The organism is Acinetobacter sp. NPDC052428 (genome assembly GCF_044547685.1).
Classification (GTDB): domain Bacteria; phylum Pseudomonadota; class Gammaproteobacteria; order Pseudomonadales; family Moraxellaceae; genus Acinetobacter; species Acinetobacter lwoffii_G.
On the sequence record NZ_JBIUAT010000001.1, the window covers coordinates 242,211 to 260,667 of the forward strand.

Annotated in this window: 20 protein-coding genes and 3 pseudogenes; 6 read left to right on the forward strand and 17 right to left on the reverse strand. The window is 43.3% G+C overall.

Annotated elements, in window-relative coordinates; all coding sequences use genetic code 11:
• The first annotated feature begins 117 nt into the window (after positions 1-117).
• Positions 118-1,305 (forward strand): ammonium transporter, encoded by a 1,188-nt coding sequence (locus tag ACIG3F_RS01175; RefSeq protein ID WP_396469026.1) that lies wholly within the window; start codon positions 118-120, stop codon positions 1,303-1,305.
• A 69-nt stretch (positions 1,306-1,374) separates the two neighbouring features.
• On the opposite strand, the gene ACIG3F_RS01180 is transcribed toward ACIG3F_RS01175, so the two are convergent.
• Both ACIG3F_RS01180 and ACIG3F_RS01185 read right to left on the reverse strand, forming a co-directional pair.
• Positions 1,375-1,998 (reverse strand): LysE family translocator, encoded by a 624-nt coding sequence (locus ACIG3F_RS01180; RefSeq protein ID WP_004280739.1) that lies wholly within the window; start codon positions 1,996-1,998, stop codon positions 1,375-1,377.
• Between the two features lie 103 nt (positions 1,999-2,101).
• Complete coding sequence (locus ACIG3F_RS01185; protein WP_085064447.1) at positions 2,102-2,284, reverse strand: NF038215 family lipoprotein; 183 nt, start codon at positions 2,282-2,284, stop codon at positions 2,102-2,104.
• Between the two features lie 180 nt (positions 2,285-2,464).
• On the opposite strand from ACIG3F_RS01185, the gene ACIG3F_RS01190 reads away from it, so the two are divergent.
• Entirely contained in the window at positions 2,465-3,346 is an 882-nt protein-coding gene (locus ACIG3F_RS01190; RefSeq protein WP_044111059.1) for a 1-aminocyclopropane-1-carboxylate deaminase/D-cysteine desulfhydrase, read from the forward strand.
• Here ACIG3F_RS01190 and ACIG3F_RS01195 read toward each other — a convergent pair.
• On the reverse strand, positions 3,343-3,666 hold the full coding sequence (locus ACIG3F_RS01195; protein WP_044111062.1) for a DUF4870 domain-containing protein: 324 nt from the start codon (positions 3,664-3,666) through the stop codon (positions 3,343-3,345). The genes ACIG3F_RS01190 and ACIG3F_RS01195 overlap by 4 nt on opposite strands.
• Before the next feature lie 187 nt (positions 3,667-3,853).
• Here ACIG3F_RS01195 and ACIG3F_RS01200 point away from each other — a divergent pair, with 187 nt between their 5' ends.
• On the forward strand, positions 3,854-5,053 hold the full coding sequence (locus ACIG3F_RS01200) for an NAD(P)/FAD-dependent oxidoreductase (protein WP_396469029.1): 1,200 nt from the start codon (positions 3,854-3,856) through the stop codon (positions 5,051-5,053).
• A gap of 29 nt (positions 5,054-5,082) precedes the next feature.
• Here ACIG3F_RS01200 and ACIG3F_RS01205 read toward each other — a convergent pair whose 3' ends face one another.
• From ACIG3F_RS01205 to ACIG3F_RS01235, 7 genes and pseudogenes are all read right to left on the reverse strand, one after another.
• Positions 5,083-5,232, reverse strand: a complete 150-nt coding sequence (locus ACIG3F_RS01205) for a hypothetical protein (protein WP_004280747.1) — start codon at positions 5,230-5,232, stop codon at positions 5,083-5,085.
• Positions 5,233-5,361: 129 nt separating this feature from the next.
• The gene (locus ACIG3F_RS01210) at positions 5,362-5,529 is read right to left on the reverse strand and encodes a hypothetical protein (RefSeq protein ID WP_004280748.1); all 168 of its coding nucleotides are present in this window, start codon (positions 5,527-5,529) and stop codon (positions 5,362-5,364) included.
• Positions 5,530-5,597: 68 nt separating this feature from the next.
• The gene (locus tag ACIG3F_RS01215; protein ID WP_005247875.1) at positions 5,598-7,544 is read right to left on the reverse strand and encodes a mechanosensitive ion channel; all 1,947 of its coding nucleotides are present in this window, start codon (positions 7,542-7,544) and stop codon (positions 5,598-5,600) included.
• Between the two features lie 201 nt (positions 7,545-7,745).
• Entirely contained in the window at positions 7,746-8,078 is a 333-nt protein-coding gene (locus ACIG3F_RS01220; RefSeq protein WP_005106219.1) for a hypothetical protein, read from the reverse strand.
• A gap of 138 nt (positions 8,079-8,216) precedes the next feature.
• Positions 8,217-9,032 carry an ethanolamine ammonia-lyase subunit EutC gene (eutC, locus tag ACIG3F_RS01225; protein WP_396469032.1) on the reverse strand — a complete coding sequence of 272 codons (816 nt, stop codon included), beginning with the start codon at positions 9,030-9,032 and terminating at the stop codon, positions 8,217-8,219.
• 9 nt (positions 9,033-9,041) lie between these two features.
• Positions 9,042-9,518, reverse strand: a pseudogene (eutB, locus tag ACIG3F_RS01230) (ethanolamine ammonia-lyase subunit EutB); the annotation flags it as partial.
• A gap of 31 nt (positions 9,519-9,549) precedes the next feature.
• A pseudogene (locus tag ACIG3F_RS01235) lies at positions 9,550-9,735 on the reverse strand (ethanolamine permease); the annotation flags it as partial.
• Between the two features lie 148 nt (positions 9,736-9,883).
• On the opposite strand from ACIG3F_RS01235, the gene ACIG3F_RS01240 reads away from it, so the two are divergent.
• A complete protein-coding gene (locus ACIG3F_RS01240) occupies positions 9,884-10,306 on the forward strand; it encodes a hypothetical protein (protein WP_004280758.1) in 423 nt (140 codons plus the stop codon).
• A gap of 108 nt (positions 10,307-10,414) precedes the next feature.
• Positions 10,415-10,777, forward strand: a pseudogene (locus ACIG3F_RS01245) (transposase domain-containing protein); the annotation flags it as partial.
• 174 nt (positions 10,778-10,951) lie between these two features.
• On the opposite strand, the gene ACIG3F_RS01250 reads toward ACIG3F_RS01245, so the two are convergent.
• Complete coding sequence (locus ACIG3F_RS01250; protein WP_004280760.1) at positions 10,952-11,713, reverse strand: ferredoxin--NADP reductase; 762 nt, start codon at positions 11,711-11,713, stop codon at positions 10,952-10,954.
• An 85-nt stretch (positions 11,714-11,798) separates the two neighbouring features.
• Between ACIG3F_RS01250 and gigC the strand changes: the two genes are divergently transcribed.
• Positions 11,799-12,677, forward strand: a complete 879-nt coding sequence (gigC, locus tag ACIG3F_RS01255; protein WP_396469035.1) for a LysR family transcriptional regulator GigC — start codon at positions 11,799-11,801, stop codon at positions 12,675-12,677.
• Positions 12,678-12,709: 32 nt separating this feature from the next.
• On the opposite strand, the gene ACIG3F_RS01260 is transcribed toward gigC, so the two are convergent.
• From ACIG3F_RS01260 to nuoM, 6 genes are all read right to left on the reverse strand, one after another.
• Positions 12,710-13,444: a cold shock domain-containing protein gene (locus ACIG3F_RS01260; protein WP_396469037.1), complete on the reverse strand. Its 735-nt coding sequence runs from the start codon at positions 13,442-13,444 to the stop codon at positions 12,710-12,712.
• A 161-nt stretch (positions 13,445-13,605) separates the two neighbouring features.
• Complete coding sequence (locus tag ACIG3F_RS01265; RefSeq protein ID WP_191112556.1) at positions 13,606-13,965, reverse strand: hypothetical protein; 360 nt, start codon at positions 13,963-13,965, stop codon at positions 13,606-13,608.
• A 192-nt stretch (positions 13,966-14,157) separates the two neighbouring features.
• A complete protein-coding gene (locus tag ACIG3F_RS01270) occupies positions 14,158-14,451 on the reverse strand; it encodes a cold shock domain-containing protein (protein ID WP_004732065.1) in 294 nt (97 codons plus the stop codon).
• Positions 14,452-14,535: 84 nt separating this feature from the next.
• On the reverse strand, positions 14,536-15,171 hold the full coding sequence (gene upp / locus ACIG3F_RS01275; protein ID WP_004280765.1) for a uracil phosphoribosyltransferase: 636 nt from the start codon (positions 15,169-15,171) through the stop codon (positions 14,536-14,538).
• 123 nt (positions 15,172-15,294) lie between these two features.
• A complete protein-coding gene (gene nuoN / locus ACIG3F_RS01280) occupies positions 15,295-16,839 on the reverse strand; it encodes an NADH-quinone oxidoreductase subunit NuoN (RefSeq protein WP_396469040.1) in 1,545 nt (514 codons plus the stop codon).
• A gap of 3 nt (positions 16,840-16,842) precedes the next feature.
• Positions 16,843-18,456: an NADH-quinone oxidoreductase subunit M gene (gene nuoM, locus ACIG3F_RS01285; RefSeq protein ID WP_004280767.1), complete on the reverse strand. Its 1,614-nt coding sequence runs from the start codon at positions 18,454-18,456 to the stop codon at positions 16,843-16,845.
• Between the last annotated feature and the right edge of the window lies 1 nt (position 18,457).

Below are 18,457 nucleotides of genomic sequence, written 5' to 3' on the forward strand. Positions count from 1 at the left end.
TATCAATTTCAAGAAATTCTTCATCAAAATTTCCCTTGCTTAGCCCTCTTCTACAATCAATTTGCCTCTATATACTGATTTTCTTTTGTGATCCCGCGCACTAAATTGGAACGCACCATGCAAAATATAGACTTATTATTTCTTCTTCTCGGTGCAGTTCTAGTGCTTGCCATGCATGCTGGATTTGCTTTTTTAGAGCTTGGAACAGTTCGACATAAAAACCAGGTCAATGCCCTAAGTAAAATTCTAACCGACTTTGCCATCTCCGCCATCGCCTATTTTTTAGTGGGCTACTATATTGCCTACGGTCAGCACTTTTTCCATGATGCTGCAACCTTGTCTGCAGATCATGGCTACAATCTGATGCGCTGTTTTTTCCTGTTGACTTTTGCTGCAGCAATTCCAGCGATTATCTCTGGAGGGATTGCAGAGCGTGCCAAAATGCGTTCACAGGCTTTAGCGACATTATTTCTGGTTGCGCTGATCTATCCGTTTTTTGAGGGTATGATCTGGAATGGCAACCTTGGTTTTCAGGATTGGCTGACCCATGCATTTGGTGCAAGTTTTCATGATTTTGCCGGTTCAGTTGTCGTTCATGCAATGGGCGGCTGGATCGCACTGGCCGCAATAATCCTACTTGGTGCGCGTCATGGCCGTTACAAAAAAGATGGCCGGATCACCGCGCATCCTCCTTCATCAATTCCTTTTTTGGCTTTGGGTTCCTGGATTCTGATTGTTGGCTGGTTCGGCTTCAATGTCATGAGCGCGCAGCGGCTGGATGCCATTTCTGGACTGGTCGCTATTAACTCTTTGATGGCCATGGTCGGTGGAACAATAGCAGCCAAAGTTGCGGGGAAAGATGACCCCGGCTTCCTGCATAATGGTCCCTTAGCAGGTCTGGTGGCGATTTGTGCAGGATCAGACGTCGTTCATCCCTTGGGTGCTTTTTTTATCGGGATCAGCGCCGGCATTATTTTTGTGAAACTCTTTACCTATACCCAAAATAAACTCAAAGTGGATGATGTATTGGGGGTTTGGCCTTTGCATGGCGTTTGTGGTGCTTTTGGCGGATTAGCTGTGGGTATCTTCGGTCAGCAATGGCTTGGAGGAATGGGAGGAGTGTCTTTAATTTCACAACTCATAGGTACAGTGCTGGCGATTGTCTTTGCTTTGGCGGGTGGTTTTTTGGTGTATGGCCTGCTTAAGGTTTTGATGGGTATTCGCCTGACTGAGGAAGAAGAGTTCAATGGTGCAGACTTGTCGATTCATCGTATTTCTGCTAATTCGGAAGAAAATACTTTTTAATAGACATAAAAAAAGCCTCTACGACTAGGGGCTTTTTTTATTTATAAGCAGAGCATCTAGATGAAGTAATTACTTCATACCAAAAATTAATTTTAAGCCAAGTACCGTCATAACTGCGCCTGCTGCGCGGTCAAACAAAGCCTTAAACTTCAAATAAACACGACGTGGCTTTTCCGCAGATAATGCAACTGCGACTAGTGAACACCAGCCTGCATCAATAAAGAAACATAAGACAGGCAAAACAAAATAAAAATACGTTGGAATTTCTTTGGGCAATAACGCGGTAAAAATACTGGCCAGCACAATCGCAATTTTGGGATTGGACAACTGTGTGATTAAACCAGTGGTAAAAGCACGGCGTAAAGACATCTGTTTGCTAATGGTTGTATCCGCTTCGATCGGATCTTTGGCATGTTTAATGATTTTAAACGCCAGCCAAAGTAAATATAAACCACCACAAATTTTTAAGGCCAGGTACGCTGAGGGTACAGCCAGTAAAAATGCCTGCAAACCGAGAACCGCCAGCAGACCAAAAATCGCTGCACCGAGACCAGTACCCAATGCAGTAAATAAACCATGTTTACGTGAAATGGCAATTGAATTTTTTGCCACATAAATAGAAGTTGGCCCGGGACTCATTGCGCCTAACATCAGGGCAAAAGCAATCGAACCTAAAATCCAGAATGATTCCACGAGATAACCTGACTTAAAAATTGAAGGGCTATTTTAAGCAAAAACCTGACAATTTGCTGTAAAAATTTCTGGATTTGTCATGAATTTCAACTATAGCAATTACTTAAGGTTTCAACTGATCCTGAGCACTCAAATGCTTGTCTAGCAGTTGATAATCCTGCTCATGTACAGGTACGCCACCAATAATCATGGTGCGGGTTTCTGTTTTAGGTTTATTCATCGCATCATCACAGCCCGACAGACTGAGCAGCATGCCGACCCACACAGCATAGGATAATATTTTCATTATTCTACCCTCCTCAGGGTTTCCTCTGTTTAGATTAGCATTGTTATTTAGATTATCAGCAGAATATTTGTGACAATCTACAACCAACTCCATAGCTCTCAGCGAATAATGGCTTATTGAAAAGCTCTGATTTTTAGCACTTCCGCTATAATGTTTTAATAACCTACTATCTTAATGTCTATGTTTGAAAAAATTGCTCAAAATATTCCAGATCAACAGATTAATTTTCACGATATTACTTTAACAATACGTCGTCTGGATCTGGTGCATCCGCAAATTTCGGGCAACAAGTTTTTTAAACTGAAATACAATTTTCTTGAAGCCAAAAGACAGGATTATCAGCATATTCTGAGTTTTGGAGGTGCTTATTCCAATCATATTGCCGCTACTGCATTTGCCGCACAGCAGTTTGGTTTTCAGAGTGTTGGTATGATTCGAGGTGAAGAACTGGCTGATCACCCATTGAATCCAACATTAGCCACCGCCCAGCAATTCGGGATGCAACTGCACTTTGTCAGTCGTGATGAATATCGACGCAAGCAACAGCCTGAGTATTTGGCCGAACTCGCTCAACAATTTCCTGAACATTATATTATTCCTGAAGGTGGAACCAATGCTTTGGCGATTCAAGGTTGTCAGGAAATATTAAAAGATGGCGATGCGCAATTTGATGTGATTTGTTGTGCAGTAGGCACCGGTGGCACCATCAGTGGATTGATCGAAGCCAGTCATGGGCATCAACAGGTTTTAGGATTTTCTGCACTGAAAGGTTCATTTTTAAAAGATGAAGTCGCCCAGCTGACGAAAAAAACCAACTGGAATATTCTCGATGATTATTGCTGTGGTGGCTATGCCAAAACCAGTGCAGCCTTGATGCAGTTTATCCGGGATTTTGAAGCGGAATTTGCAATTCCACTGGAGCAGATCTACACGGCTAAAATGCTGATGGGGATTTTTGATCTAATCGAGAAAAATTATTTTCCGGCTGGATCAAAACTGTTGGTGATTCATACTGGTGGTCTGCAAGGCCGTCATATTCCCTTTGGTTTTACAGCAACCTAAGCTTCAATCGGTTGATTATTATTTAAGGCAATTAACCCTTTGACCAAGCGGTAGATATGCCAGATAAAGACCAGAAATACAATCAGGAAACCAATCAAGATCACAGTCAATAAGCCACCGACGATATAGCCCAGCAAACTGATCCAGAAGGTTTTAATTTGCCAGTCGACATGACTTTCCAGCCAGGTACCGCGCATTTCATCACGCTTGATATAATTCATCACAATCGCAATAAATGGGGTCAGACCAAGAAAAAATCCTAAAATATAAAGAATATAAGTAATGAGATTATATTGTTTTAAATCTTCCGCGCTTGCCATTCGCTTTTCCTTGTTATTATGTTTTTAGTTTGTACAAAAACTATGCATGAGTTTTAGACAGCTTTCAAATATTTTATGTTTAAAATCCACTGTGAATCTGCAATCACGGAACTGATTTTTCTGGAATAGAGAAAGCTGAAATAAAATTGTCTATAATGCTTCCCTTTTCTTCTCCCTTGAGTGTGTGATGTCTTGCAAGCAATACGATGTTCTAGTCATAGGTGCCGGTGCCTCAGGTTTAATGACGGCGTATATGGCTGCGCAACGTGGGCGTAAAGTCGTGGTAGTGGAAAAAGCCAATAAGGTTGGCAAAAAAATCCTGATGTCTGGCGGTGGTAAATGTAATTTCACCAATCTGGAAGTCGAACCGAGCAATTACATTTCACACAATCCACATTTTGTGATTTCAGCTTTAACGCGTTATACCAACTGGGACTTTATCGGCTTGGTATGTGAATACGGTATTGCCTATGAAGAGCGCAAACATGGACAGCTGTTTACCTTAAATGGTGCAAAAGATATCTTGTCGATGCTGCTGGCGGAATGTGACAAAACCGGTCTGGTCGATATCAAAACCAGCTGCGAAGTGAAAGCAGTCAATCCAGTCGATGATCAAGGTTTTCAGGTGGCAACCTCACTGGGATACTTTGAAGTTGAATCTGTCGTCGTGGCATCCGGTGGTTTATCGATTCCTACGCTTGGCGGTTCAGGCATTGGCTATGAGATTGCAAAACAGTTTGGACATCACGTCTATCCAACCCGTGCCGGACTGGTTCCATTTACCTTCTCTGACGGATTTAAAGAAGTCACCACGCGCTTAAGCGGCAATGCCGTAGAAGCAACACTCTCGAATGAGCTTAATAGCTTTACCGAAGCGCTACTATTTACCCATCGCGGTTTAAGTGGGCCAAGTTCCCTGCAACTTTCCAACTACTGGAATGTCGGGCAGAGCTTTAAGGTAGATTTTCTTCCAAGTGTTGATCTGTTGGATTTCTTCAAATCCAAAAAACAAAGCCAGCCCAAAGTCTTGTTACGTACACTACTCAATGAATATTTACCGAAAAGTGTGGTGGCTGAATTACAAAGTATAATCTGGACTGAAAGCGCTGAAACTGCCATTGGCAATATCAGTGATGACAAGCTGGAACAGATTGCGGCACGTCTGCATGTCTTTGAAGTGAAACCTTCAGGAACTGAAGGCTACCGTACAGCGGAGGTGACTTTGGGTGGTGTAGACACCACGGAAGTATCCTCAAAAACCATGGAAAGTAAAAAGCAGAAAGGCTTGTATTTTATTGGTGAAGTGCTGGATGTTACCGGACATTTGGGCGGCTATAATTTCCAATGGGCATGGTCATCGGCGCATGCCGCATCGGAATATATTTAATCAATAGATGATCTGGATTGCTACTTAACTCATTCCAGATAATCTGTTTTAAACAGGTTGAGATTGGCCGTATTTGTTAAACGGTCAATCGTCAGCTGCATTTTCTGCGCTTCTCGCAGACATAGCGGTACGTTATCTGCTGAAGATGCCATGAATTTATGTTGCAATACTTTCCACATATTGTTGATCTCCTTTTCTTTATATTTTTAATGCAAGAAAAATACCAAAATCATTTTAGTATTCACTTGAATATTCTATATTTTTTAAAAAATAAATTCTATTACTAGTGACTGAGCAGGATTGACTTCTCAGTTAAATTCGTCTGTCTCTGGTATTTTCTTATCTAGCTCTCGCTCAGACTGCTCGTCCTGTGTGCTCTTCACAAAAATAAATCGATAGGCAGCGGTAAAAAAGCCAATCGTAATTCCTGCAATGACTAAAGGAGCCAGAACTTTGTTAGGTTTCTTGGTATTCATTCATTTTTCCTTATGACTGAACAAAATCGACCACATGAGCGTGGTCGATTTTGCTTAAAGATAACAGGTTATTTCAGGTCATCTTTTTTCTGAGTTGAACGGTCAATATCGACATCTGGCTCTTTTTCTCCGGTTGAACCAAATGGATTATTGGCTGGTGGATGAGTCGGATCGACTTTTACTGAATCTGGTACGGCCTGATCCGCATCCGGATTGACAGGATCAATACCTAATGACTCATCATCCTGTGGTGCAGTGGTAAGGATTGCCGGGGTAGTATGGGATAAATCCGTACTCATAGGCGTACTCTTGTCTGAATCCTGATTTGGCACGATGCCTGCTCCTGGAGTTGTGATTGAGGAATCGCTAGTACCCGTAGCAGTTTGCGAACCACCAGAGGACTGGCTCATTGAGCTATCTGTAGAACTCATACCCATCGCCGCACCTGTAGTACCTGACATGTCGGCTGCACTTGTACCTGTGGTCTTGCTACCTAATCCAGAAAATATGCTGTTCTCAGCTTTTTCTTTGACTGGATTGGGTTCTTTAGCTTCTCGTTTGGCTTTATCAATCAAATCTGTGAGTACACGCTCCGCAGGTTGACGACCACCCAAACCAAATGCCAAGGCAAATGCCACTGCTACAGCACCCAAAGTTAGACCAAATGCCAAGTTAACAATTGAATCGGCAATACCCATGGCACGCAGACCCATTGCCACAACGAGTCCCATGATCAGAACACGAACCAAATTGGCTAACCAGCGTGAGCTGTTATATTCACCACGTTGTACGATATTCGCAACAATATTTGCCAGCCAGAAACCGATTACCAGAATCACCGCACCGAGCAGGATATTGGCACCGAAGTAGATGAACATTGCAATAAGACCACTGATCTGTTCAAAGCCCAGACGGTTCGCTGCTTCAGATACCGCAAATAGCATGGTGAATAAAACGATCAGGAAACCGACTACACTGGAAAGTTTAGTCGTGCCTAAAAAACGCTGGATATCCAGTTTGGCAGGAATTTCATCAACACCTGTACCGGCAACTACTTCAACTACCAGACGTGCTACCAGTTTAGAGACCACATACGCCAGAATCAGAATCAACGCAGCAGCGATAATATTCGGAATGGCATTCATGATTTCATATAGCATGGCTGTAGCAGGCTGAGAAATGGCCTCGATACCCAATGCTTCAAATGCAATGATCAGTGCCGTAATGATCACCACGGCGAAGATAAATGAACCAATCACCTGAGAAACATTCGAGTTTTTGAAGATGCCTACTTTTTCAGCATGTTGCTGTACGTTCAGACTGTTTAATAGTCCTTCAACAATACCGCGCACAATTTTCGCCAGGATATAACCGACAAAAATGATGACTGCAGCAATGAAGATGTTTGGTAAGTAACTAACAACATCGGTCAGCATATTCTGAACTGGTAACAGCAGACCGTTGAGACCCAGAATAGACAGCACGATTGGCAAGAACAGTAATAAAATTAACCAGTAAGCAATTTCACTGATGTTTTTACTAATCGGACTGACACCGACTTCAGCACTGAGTTTTTCATCGAGTTGCGTTCGGTCTAGCAGTTTTTGTAGCCCTATCTTCACCAGATTGGCCACAATCCAACCTATGAATCCGACTGCAATTGCACCTAGTAACTGCGGGATAAATAACAGGAACTGCTGGATCATATTACTGAATGGACCGCTGACACTGGTAAGATTGAGCACGTTCAGCGCACCAATCACGGCAATAATCAGAATAATCCAGAACACGACGCGGGCGATAATGCTCTCCACATTGGAGTGATGACCTGTCGCCGTATTTAAATGTGTATTGGTGCCCAGTTTTTGCAAGAGCTTTTTAACGCCTGCCGAGACCAGTAACGCAATGATCCAGCCAATTACTAATATGGCAATTGCACTAAGAATGGGATGGAACTGATCCCAATAGTACATGGCATCGAAGCCACCACGCGGGCTTCTCATATAATCATTCATGTTGTTCTACCCTCTTTGTTATTAAGCTATTTATCTGAAATCGGGGGCATCTCCCTGAAACAATCAGCCCCTTCTTTTTCCGGATTCATATTAGATTTGATGTTTTCAGGCTCAAGCCAGGTAGATGGCACTACCTTAAAACATCACCATCCATTGCAAAAAAGCCCCAGTGGTTCACTAGAGCTTTTCAGGTATTTTCAGTTATTGAGTCGCCTGTCCATCAGTCGCAGTTGCTGTTGCTTCTGTGCCATCACCCACGGTTGCTGTAGCTTCCGTTCCATCATTCATGGTGGCGGTGCCTTGTGTAGGCTCACCGACTGGAGTTGAATTATTTGGGGTAGCAGGCTGTACATTCGGATTTGGATGTCCTGCAGGAGCATCATTCGCATCTGGATTCATGTCAGCAAACATATAGAACAGTAGTGCGAGTAAAAAAATACCGACCAAAATCAAGATATAAACAGGGATACGCTTTTTCTGCGTCACGTCTGCCTGATGATTTAAAGGTGGTTTTTTATTGAAATCATCGACCATAACCATCCTCACTCTTTGTTATTCATAAGTAGATTTTTAGAATAACAAGCTGTGAATAGGGCTTCTGTGACAAAACATGGTGAGATGGTGACGGGATGTAAGTCACTAATCCATCAGAATTCTCTGCTAGATGCTACTTTAAAATAGCCGTTTGGCTGGACTATGTTGCATATCGACTGGGGTTTCGTGTTCATCTTTCAACTGCACCCCTGAAAGCTGTAACTCACAGGATTTACGCATCAATGCGACCAGTCGCTGGATAGCTAGTGGATAGGCCAAGCCCGCAGAATGGACATTGGAAATACAGTTGCGCAAGGCATCATGACACCCTTTAAAAGCATTATAAGTGTAATAAATTCCCATACTATCGGGTGAGCTCAAACCCGGCCGTTCGCCAATTAGCATGACCAGCATTTTCGCCTGTAAAATTTCTGCCAATTCATCACCCAGTGCCACACGACTGCCACGGGCAATCACTAAGGGGGCAATCTGCCAGCCTTGTTCTTTGCATGCCTCTAGCAAGGCCGGAATAAAATGCAGGCTATTTTCCTCAATGGCACGTGCTGATAGTCCATCTCCCAGCACAATGGCTACATCCCAATGTTGCTGATGTTCGGCCCGGTATTGCTGCAATATCGTTTTGGACTGTTCTGAAAGCACACGCCCAAGATCGGGACGTTTAAGATAAAGATCTTTCTCTACCGCTTGGCTTTCAATTTCCAGAATGGGCAGTCCGGTTTTACTCAAATCTGATTTTAAGGCTTTGATATCAAGTGGCTTCAGTACCGCATCTTTGGCCTGGGCATGCGCCAGTTGAAATTCCAGACTTGGTCGAGTCGGCAAGCTGCCCCCAGTTCGACCTAAGGCAATCCGTGCATCAGTAAAGGCTTTTAACTTCTGCCAGGGATTATCCTGCAATTGAGACTCAAATTTCACATCAGCAATTAGTTTCATAGCACTTCTTCAAGACAAGATCAGACGTGAAAATTGCTTCGGCAATTCGGTCGGCCAGTGCAACTGATTAGACTGTTGCGCCAAAATTCCCTGCTGCTCCAGCCAGTGGTCAAATTCAGGAGCTGGTTTCAGTCCTAATAACTGTCGAATATAAAGAGCATCATGAAAGGATGTCGTCTGATAGTTCAGCATCACATCATCTGAACCGGGAATACCCATGATAAAATTCAATCCGGCATTGGCAAGCAAGGTCAGCAGTATATCCTGATCGGCATCGGCATGATTGGTGTAGCAAATATCACAGCCCATTGGCACACCGAGCAGCTTGCCACAGAAATGATCTTCCAGCCCGGCCCGGATAATCTGCTTGCCGTTATACAGATATTCTGGCCCGATAAAGCCGACTACAGTATTGACCAGCAAGGGATTAAACTTACGCGCCACGGCGTAGGCACGCGCTTCCAGGGTCTGTTGATCCACGCAATGCCACCACAATGGTCGCAATAAACATGCCTCACCAACCCGCCTGTGCCAGACCAAAATTCCAGCCAGCAAAGTCATCGGAAATCACGTAAGCTATCCCCAGACCGACGAGAAGCAGCCAACCGACGGCGCCTTTCTTGAGCTGACGTAAGGAAAAATAATCTTCTTGTACTGCTGTGTCAGTCACACTGGTATCAATCACACTTTTTGATTCTGACATAGCAACCTCGTTGTTTTATCGTTGTTCCCTGAAGATATACATAAGCCATACCAGTTCCGCAGGCTTTAGTGAAGACAGTTGAGACGCTGCCTTTCAGCGATGAAATGCGTTATAATTATCCACCTTCTCATTTATACACCCGAGTTATATGGCGTATCGTCAACAAAGTGTATCGCTTGATCTTGATACTGACGTCACACATCAATGTACGCTGCACTACAGCCGTGATCAGCATCTGATTGGAATTATTGAATTTAGCAAGCCAAGCTTCCTGCTTCGCTGGCAGGATCTGGAATATTTCCGTCGTCGTACCGAAGAATTTTCCGTGATGCCTTTTCCGGACTGTGTCAATGCGATGATTATCGATATTCGAGATGTAACGGCATGGCTGGATAATGAAGTGCCGATTATTCCATGGCGCTTATTGGAAGAAGACTGTCCGGTGCGTCTGGTGGTGCCTGCAGACCGTATTGAGCACTATGCCGGATTCTTTGAACCGACTTGGCTCAGCCCCGATGTCGAAACCGCCATTCAGGAAATCCGTGAATCCATGGATATGTTTGTGCATTAAGCTTGAATCGAAAAAACCTCCGCAATGGGCAATGCTTTTTACTTAAGCATTTGAATCATTTTGGAATTTATTAGGGAATCCGATGTCAGGTTTGGCATCGGATTTTTTATGGTATTTCAGCAGGATATTTTAGATCTTAAAAATCTGTTTAAGCTCTCGAATCTGAGTACTTTTATTCACAATATCACCGTTAAGTGGGTCAAGTCCACACTCAGGTTGAGCAGTTCCGCGACTATTCGCAGGCGGTGCTTGCCTGCGGATCAGGTACTTTGGCTGGTTCTTGGAATGGCGATTTTCCGTGATGTCCTCATCCATGAAGCAGCAAGAAGACTCAATATTTGCACTCAGTGGTTAGCCTCTTATGACTTGCTGACGCGCATTAGTCTAACCAATACACGTAAACATCTTGGTGCAGATTCTGTGGAGTGGCTATTTCACCAGACCGATCAGCACTGGGGACAAGAGCATTATCCGGCTGGGCTGTCGGAACTTAGACAGGGATAGGTAGTTTGTTTTAGAGAGGCCTACAAGGCTTCGGAGAGTCAAAATGTTAAAAAACCGTTATCCCTTAGATCACAATGCCGCTCCTGTTAAAGGAACCGCATTGCCTTCAAGCAGGGGGTTTTGCTCATAAATCCTTCAACCTTACCAGTAATTCTCGACCGCAATATTTCCTTCACCACGACGGTTCATGGTCAGGCCACGAGCTTTTAAGGCTTCTTTGGTATCATCGACCATATCCGGGTTACCACAAAGCATGACATGCGTCGTTTCCGGATTAAACGCGATACCTGCTGCCTTTTCCAGCTCACCATTGGCAATCAAAATCGGTAAACGGTCGTGTAAAGGTGCATCGGGTTCACGGGTAATAATCGGGATAAATTTAAAACCAGTATGTCCTTCGCCAAAGGTTTCAGCGATTTCTTGAATCCGGTCTACATAAGCGAGTTCTGCCCGGGTGCGTACACTATAAACCAGATTAATTTTTTCGTATTTGCTCCAGGTTTCAAAGTCTTGCAACATGCAAATAAACGGTGCCAGCCCCGTACCGGTACCCAGTAACCATAGATCTTTAGGCAAAGGCAATTGATAACGTGCCAGAGTCAGATAACCATAAGGAATTTTTTCCAGATGCAGCTCATCCCCGACTTTGAGGTGCTGTAAATTGGAGGTAAATTTACCTTCTGGAACGACAATCGAGAAAAACTCCAGAGTTTCATCAAAAGGAGATGACACTACCGAATAGGCACGAACCACCAGTTCATCCCCCACTTGCAAACCAATACGCGCAAACTGCCCTGCCGTGAATTTGAAATGTGCCGGGCGTGTCATCGTAAAACTAAATAATGTATTGGTCCAACGGTGTACAGATAAAACTTTTTCTCGGGTAAATTTTTCAATTGACATGATTTCAACGTGGCATGAAAGACTATGCTCATGGTAGCATGGCAACATAATTTATTAATATTTTTTAAATGTTAAGGCTCTACTCATGCGCATGACTTTACGCCAATTGGCTGTTTTTGTAGCAGTGGCACAAGAGGGTACCGTAACGAAGGCTAGCGATGCCGTCAAGCTTACACAAAGTGCGGCTAGTATGGCTTTAGCAGATCTGGAAGATGGTCTGGGTGCTCCACTATTTGACCGTCTAGGCAAACGTTTACAGCTGAATGACCTGGGGCGCTTTCTTCTCCCTCAAGCCCTGGAAATTTTAGGTCGTTGTGAATCTTTTGAACAAGTCGCTAAAGGTGAGCTTCAAAGTATCGATTTACGTTTAGGTGCAACCCTGACGATTTCAGATTACCTGATTCCTGACCTAATGGCCGATTTCTTGAAAATCAAGCCGCAAGCACATTTACAGCTTCAAGTCGGTAATACCCGTCAAATGATTGAAGCGGTGAATCAGTTCCAGCTGGATCTTGCCTTAATTGAAGGTTCATGTCATTTGCCACAGCTCCAATGTATCCATTGGCGTGATGATGAGCTGGCTGTGTGCTGTGCACCAGACCACCCCCTTGCGCAATTAAACCGTGAACTAACCGCTGAAGATTTCAAATCTGTAGAATGGATTTTGCGTGAAGAAGGTTCAGGTACCCGTGAGGTGTTTGACAATGCCATCTTAAAAGATGTGCCGGATGCCAATATCCGTCTGACACTCGGTCATAATGAAGCCATTTTGAAAATTGTAGCGGGCGGAATCGGCATGTCCTGTATTTCCAAACTTGCGATTGAGCCTTTACGTGAAAAAGGTCAATTGATAATTCTGGATACACCATTCTGGTCGCTGACTCGTCCTCTGTTTATGCTGGTACATCGCCAGAAATATCAGGGTCCAGGTCTGAGAGCCTTTATGAATTTTTGTGAAAGCTAAAATATGAAAAGCACCTTAAGGTGCTTTTTTATTTATCGACGATATCCAAATTGATCCTCACATGGAATACCATCACCATCACCATCCATTTTCGTACCTGAACAATTTCTAATAAAGAACACCGCTTCTTCATAGGAATTCATTTGAGGACAACGTGTACGACCATCACATTTAAATTGAGATACAGATGGCGAAGCCGTTGCTGAAGTTTTTATATTAACGGGGTTACTTTGGATTCTTAACTCAGCACCACGATTTTCCAGGTTCTTCCTGCCCTGCTCAGATAATCCTTGCATAGGTAGATCACCTTGCGCTGCTCGCTGCTCAGCGACAATTCGTTGCTGCTCTACCATCAGTCCTTCAAGCTTTTGCTGTTTTTGAACTTGGTAGCTTTGGTATTTGTTATAAACAAGAGCAGCAAGAATCACAAGAATCACCAGTCCTGATATTGTGATTATTTTTGATGTAGTTGATGATTTTTTCTTTTCATAACGTGGAGAAGCTCTGGTTTCAATATCTCTATGTAGATCATTATTCTGCGAAACAGGCATCGTTGCTTTAACATCCAAGCGAACAATATGGTCCGCCTTAAACTTTCCATTCTCTTCTACAATTAAAAACTTTAATTTTTCCCCAATTCTTGGCGGAATATTTTTATTGGGAAAGTCTTTGACGTGAAAAAATAAATCTTTAGATTGTCCTTCGATCTGAATAAAACCAAAACCACGATCTTCGTTATAGGTTTTGATTTTCCCCTCTTGAAACATAATTCGCTCTTATCTTTAATATTTTTTATCATTGTAATCAAAAAGAGAATGAAAATCTTTTGTAAAATTCTCTAAAGCAGAAACACAAAAACTAGATGTGCATCTTATGGCGGAAGAATAGATCCCTAGTTAAAAGTAAAAAATTAAAATTTCTTTTTTATTTATACTTCACCAAAAATCATAAAGCCAACAGCTGATGCCATTGCCAGCCATAGGGTCGGACTAAAGAAAAGTGAATTACGTACAGGAACAGCGACTGTGGGTGCCAAGGATTGCAAGGCGACGACTTCTGGCACAAATTCATCCTGCACTTTAATATCTAGACGTACCATGTTGTCTAATGTCATGCTGCCTTGTTGGGGAATGATTCTAAATTTAAGCCGCTCTCCAATTTGTGGCTCAATTTCAGGCGAAGGTAAATCCTGTAACTTGAAACTTAACTCTTGAGCTTCCCCTACCAACTCCAAAGTACCCATACCACGTTCGGAATCGTAAGTTTTAATTTTTCCATCCCTAAACATGACACTTTTCTCTATAGACTTCATTTAATTTGTATTCTAAGCCCAAGGAAATATTCAGCATTGTTGCTGTTCGGTGGATTTTTTATGTGTTATCTGTCTCTTTAAATATGTAAGCGGTGGTGCTATAAAAAAAGAGGCTCGAAAGCCTCTTTTTAAATGTGATTAAAAAAGATTAAGTATGAGAATAATCCATTAACCACGGAAGTTATTTAACAATGCCGATGTAATTGATTTATTGTGTGTTGCTACTTTGGTTTTTTTAGCTTTCTTTGAGTTGTCTTCGACACGTTCAATCTTGATCGCTTTGTACTTATCGCCATTTTCAACAACATTAAATTTCACGCGTTCATTGCGTTTTGGCTCGCCTTCTGCCGCAGGGAAGTCTGAAATATGGAAGAAGACATCTCCCTCAGCGCAGCCAATGAAACCGAAACCTTTGGCAGGGTCATACTGTTTGATTTTGCCCTGATACAATTCATCTTTCATGCTATTGTCCTATCCTGAAAATGCCCTGTCTACATTATATAAAAAAGAGGCTGTAGTAGCCCCTTTTTTCATCATATTCAAAAATTAGTCTTTTTGAACTGAACCAAAGATTTTATCCCCAGCATCGCCAAGACCTGGAACGATATAACCATTTTCATTTAAGCCATTATCGATAGAAGCAGTAAAAATCACAACATCCGGATGCGTAGCTTCTACACGCTTAATGCCTTCTGGTGCAGCAACTAGAACCATCACACGAATATCTTTACAGCCGCTGGCTTTCAGTACATCAATTGCAGCCACTAAAGAAGAACCGGTCGCCAACATTGGATCAATGATCATTGCGATACGGTTTTGTACGTCTGGAACCAGTTTTTTATAATAGGTACGTGCTTCCAGAGTTTCTTCATCACGCTCTAAACCAAGTACCGATACTTTCGCACTTGGAATCAGGTTCAGGAAACCGTCAAGCATGCCAATACCGGCACGTAGAATTGGCACAACCGTGATTTTTTTACCCGCAATACGATCAACTGTAACAGCACCATTCCAGCCATCAATATCATGTTCAACCATTGGCAGGTCTTTAGTTGCTTCATAAGTCAGAAGCATGGTCACTTCTTGAGCTAACTCACGGAAATTCTTGGTACTGATATCTGCACGACGGAGTAAACCAAGCTTATGTCGAATGAGTGGATGACGGATTTCATGGATTGCCACGGGAGAACACCTAAAAGGTTAAAGATAAATTTCCGCTATTATAAAGGCTTTTATTGATTTGTATAAATAAAAAAGCCCCCAATCATGGAGGCTTTTTTGTAATAACGTCAATCTTTGCAGATATTAGTTAAAACCACTTTGAACCAAAGTGAAAATGAACTGTTGCAATTCAGGTGACATGGCAAAGAATGCATATTTAGATACTGCAATCACCGGATCTGGGTAGATACCGATCACAAGTACCGCAAGCGCAGCAAGAAGTACCATGATACCGCCGACTTTTTGACCCCAATGATTCACCGCATCTAGACGTGGTGTTTCAGGTGGTGTCATGTAAAGTACAACCATTACGCGCAGGTAGTAATACAAACCGATACCAGAACCCAAGATAACCATCGCAGTCAGGAACCAGGCTTCGCCTGCAACCGCAGTTTTAATTACCAGGAACTTACCGATAAAGCCGGCAGTTAAAGGAATACCTGCAAGAGACAGCATCATCACCGTCAATACAGCAGTCAATACTGGACGGCGCCAGAACAGACCACGGTATTCAGCCAGACTACCCGCTTCATCCGTATTGTTATACGGACTAGACATCAGCGTAACAACACCGAACGCACCGATCGTGGTTAATACATAGGTAATCACGTAGACGTTTACACTTTCAAAAGTCGCGAAACCTTGAACCTGTAAGAAATCCGTATTACGTGAACTTACGATGGCAACCAGCAAATAACCAAAGTGTGCAATTGAAGAGTATGCCAAGATACGTTTCAAGTTCACCTGGCGAACCGCCAGCAAGTTACCTGCAAGGATAGACAGAACCGCAATAATCGAAATGATGGTGACGAAGCTGTCTGCCAAAATTAAACCTGAAGACAATGCATAACGAACAAAAAGACCAATCATCGCCACTTTTGCAACTGTCGCAAGGAAAGTCGCGATTGGCGCTGGTGCACCAGCGTATACGTCTGGTGTCCATTTGTGGAATGGTGCAAGCGATAATTTAAATGCCACAGCAAATACAATTAAAGCCAGACCAATCACCACAGCCGGTTGACTGAATACGGTAAACAGTTTGCCTGGTTCAGCAACGAAACTTAAAGTACCTGTATATGCATAAATATATGCCATACCCATGAGCAGCATTGCAGACGCAGTTGCTGAAAGCACCAGATATTTCACACCCGCTTCAAGCGATTGAGAACGTTGATGTGTATATGCCAACAAGCCATATACAGGAATCGACATTAACTCAAGGCTAATAAAGAATGATGCATAGTGTGAGCTAGCTACCATTAGCATGGCACCCGCAACGGATGTCAGCATCAGGATATACAGCTCTTCACGGTTATCTTTATAGGTTTCGATATACGCGTGAGATAGCGTTGCACATGCAAGTGCAGCAATCAGGATCACAAACTGGTACAGCATCGTAAATGGATCTACGATGAACAGATTCATCACGTTGGCAGGTGCAAACACGCCTGCCAACAAAACGAAAATGATATAGAACGCAGCAAGGTTTAAACCAATCACCGTGGTGGTAGCCACCAAGTTATGGTTACGCTTGATTGCGGTCAGCAACATCACGACGATCGCAGTTAACGACACGATCATCACAGGTGCTAGAGGCATAAGCTCAGAAAAAGATATTGTGAAGTTCATGGCTTATTGGATCTCCACATTTTCAAGTTGAGTCGTTACTTGATCAGCAACTTCAACCACTTCTTGAACTGGAATGTAGCTATTCGCTAACCACGCCATGCTTGAGTTAGAAACGTCAAGGAAGCTTTGTGGATATAGACCAAGCCAAAGTAGACCAAACGCACAGATCAACAATAATGCGATTTCACGTGCATTTAGATCTTTTAATGGATTTGTATAGTGCTGCTGTTGTGCTTCATTTGGTACACCAAACAGGGCTTTGTGAATCAGGATCAAACCGTACAAACCCGCAAATACCAAGCTGATTGCCGCAAGAATGGTAAACGCCGGAAATTTCGCATAAGCACCCATCAGGATCAGGAACTCACCAATGAAGTTACCTAGACCTGGAATACCCACCAACGCCGCAACGAAGAACATCAGGAAGAATGCAAGATACGGGAATTGACCACGCATACCACCCATCAAACGCATATCACGCGTATGCACACGCTCATATACCTGACCACACATAATGAACAGTGCAGCAGATGAAATACCATGTGCCAACATCATGATCATCAGACCTTGGAAGGTCAGGATGTTACCTGCGTAGATCGCAAGTAAAACGAAGCCCATGTGTGAAATAGAGGTATAAGCCAACAGGCGTTTCATGTCGGTTTGCTGGAAAGCACACCAAGCACCGTAGAAAATACCGATTAAACCAAGAATGATTGCGAAGTCTGCAAACTGTGCAGACGCTGCCGGGAAGAACGGAATCACGAAACGTAATAAACCGTACGCCGCAGTCTTAATCAAGATACCTGCAAGATCGACAGAACCCGCTGTTGGTGCTTGCGCATGCGCATCTGGTAACCAGCCGTGTAATGGGAAAACTGGAAGTTTTACCGCAAAACCGATGAATAAACAGATCATGAATGCATAAGCCACCGCTGGCGCCTGAGCATCAAGCGTATTCGCCACACCTAATAGATAGTTATAGTCGAAACGGATTTCACCCGTCATGGTATAGCCCACAGTCACCAGACCAAGGATACCAATCAGCATCACCAAACCGGCAACCTGCGTGTAAATGAAGAACTTGTTAGCTGCATAAACACGTGACTTGCCCTCTGCCCCTTTATGACCCCAAAGGGCAATCAGGAAGTAGATCGGCACCAGCATCATCTCCCAGAAGAAGAAGAACAGGAATAAGTCAATCGCCAGAAACACACCGATGACACCACCTAAAGACCATAAAAGGTTCAAGTGGAAGAAACCAACGTTCTTTTGAATCTCGCCCCATGAACAGCCTACTGCCAATACACCCAGGAGTGCAGTCAAGCCAACCATAAGAAGTGATAAACCATCCACTGCTAAGTGAATGTTAATGCCCAGGGTTTGAATCCAAGGCAATTTGAATTCGGCAGCCCACGAAGGTGTAGCACCGCCTAATTCATAGTTGTAAGTACCAGTCTGCCAAAGGACGATGGTCAAGACCAAGGTCACCAGCATACCGATCAGCGCGATATAACGCGGCAAGTGTTGGTCGAGTTTATCGACCAACCAGCATATGAAACCTGCAATGAACGGAATGAGGATCAGAGCCGGCAAAATAATATTGTTTGGAGCTTCCATT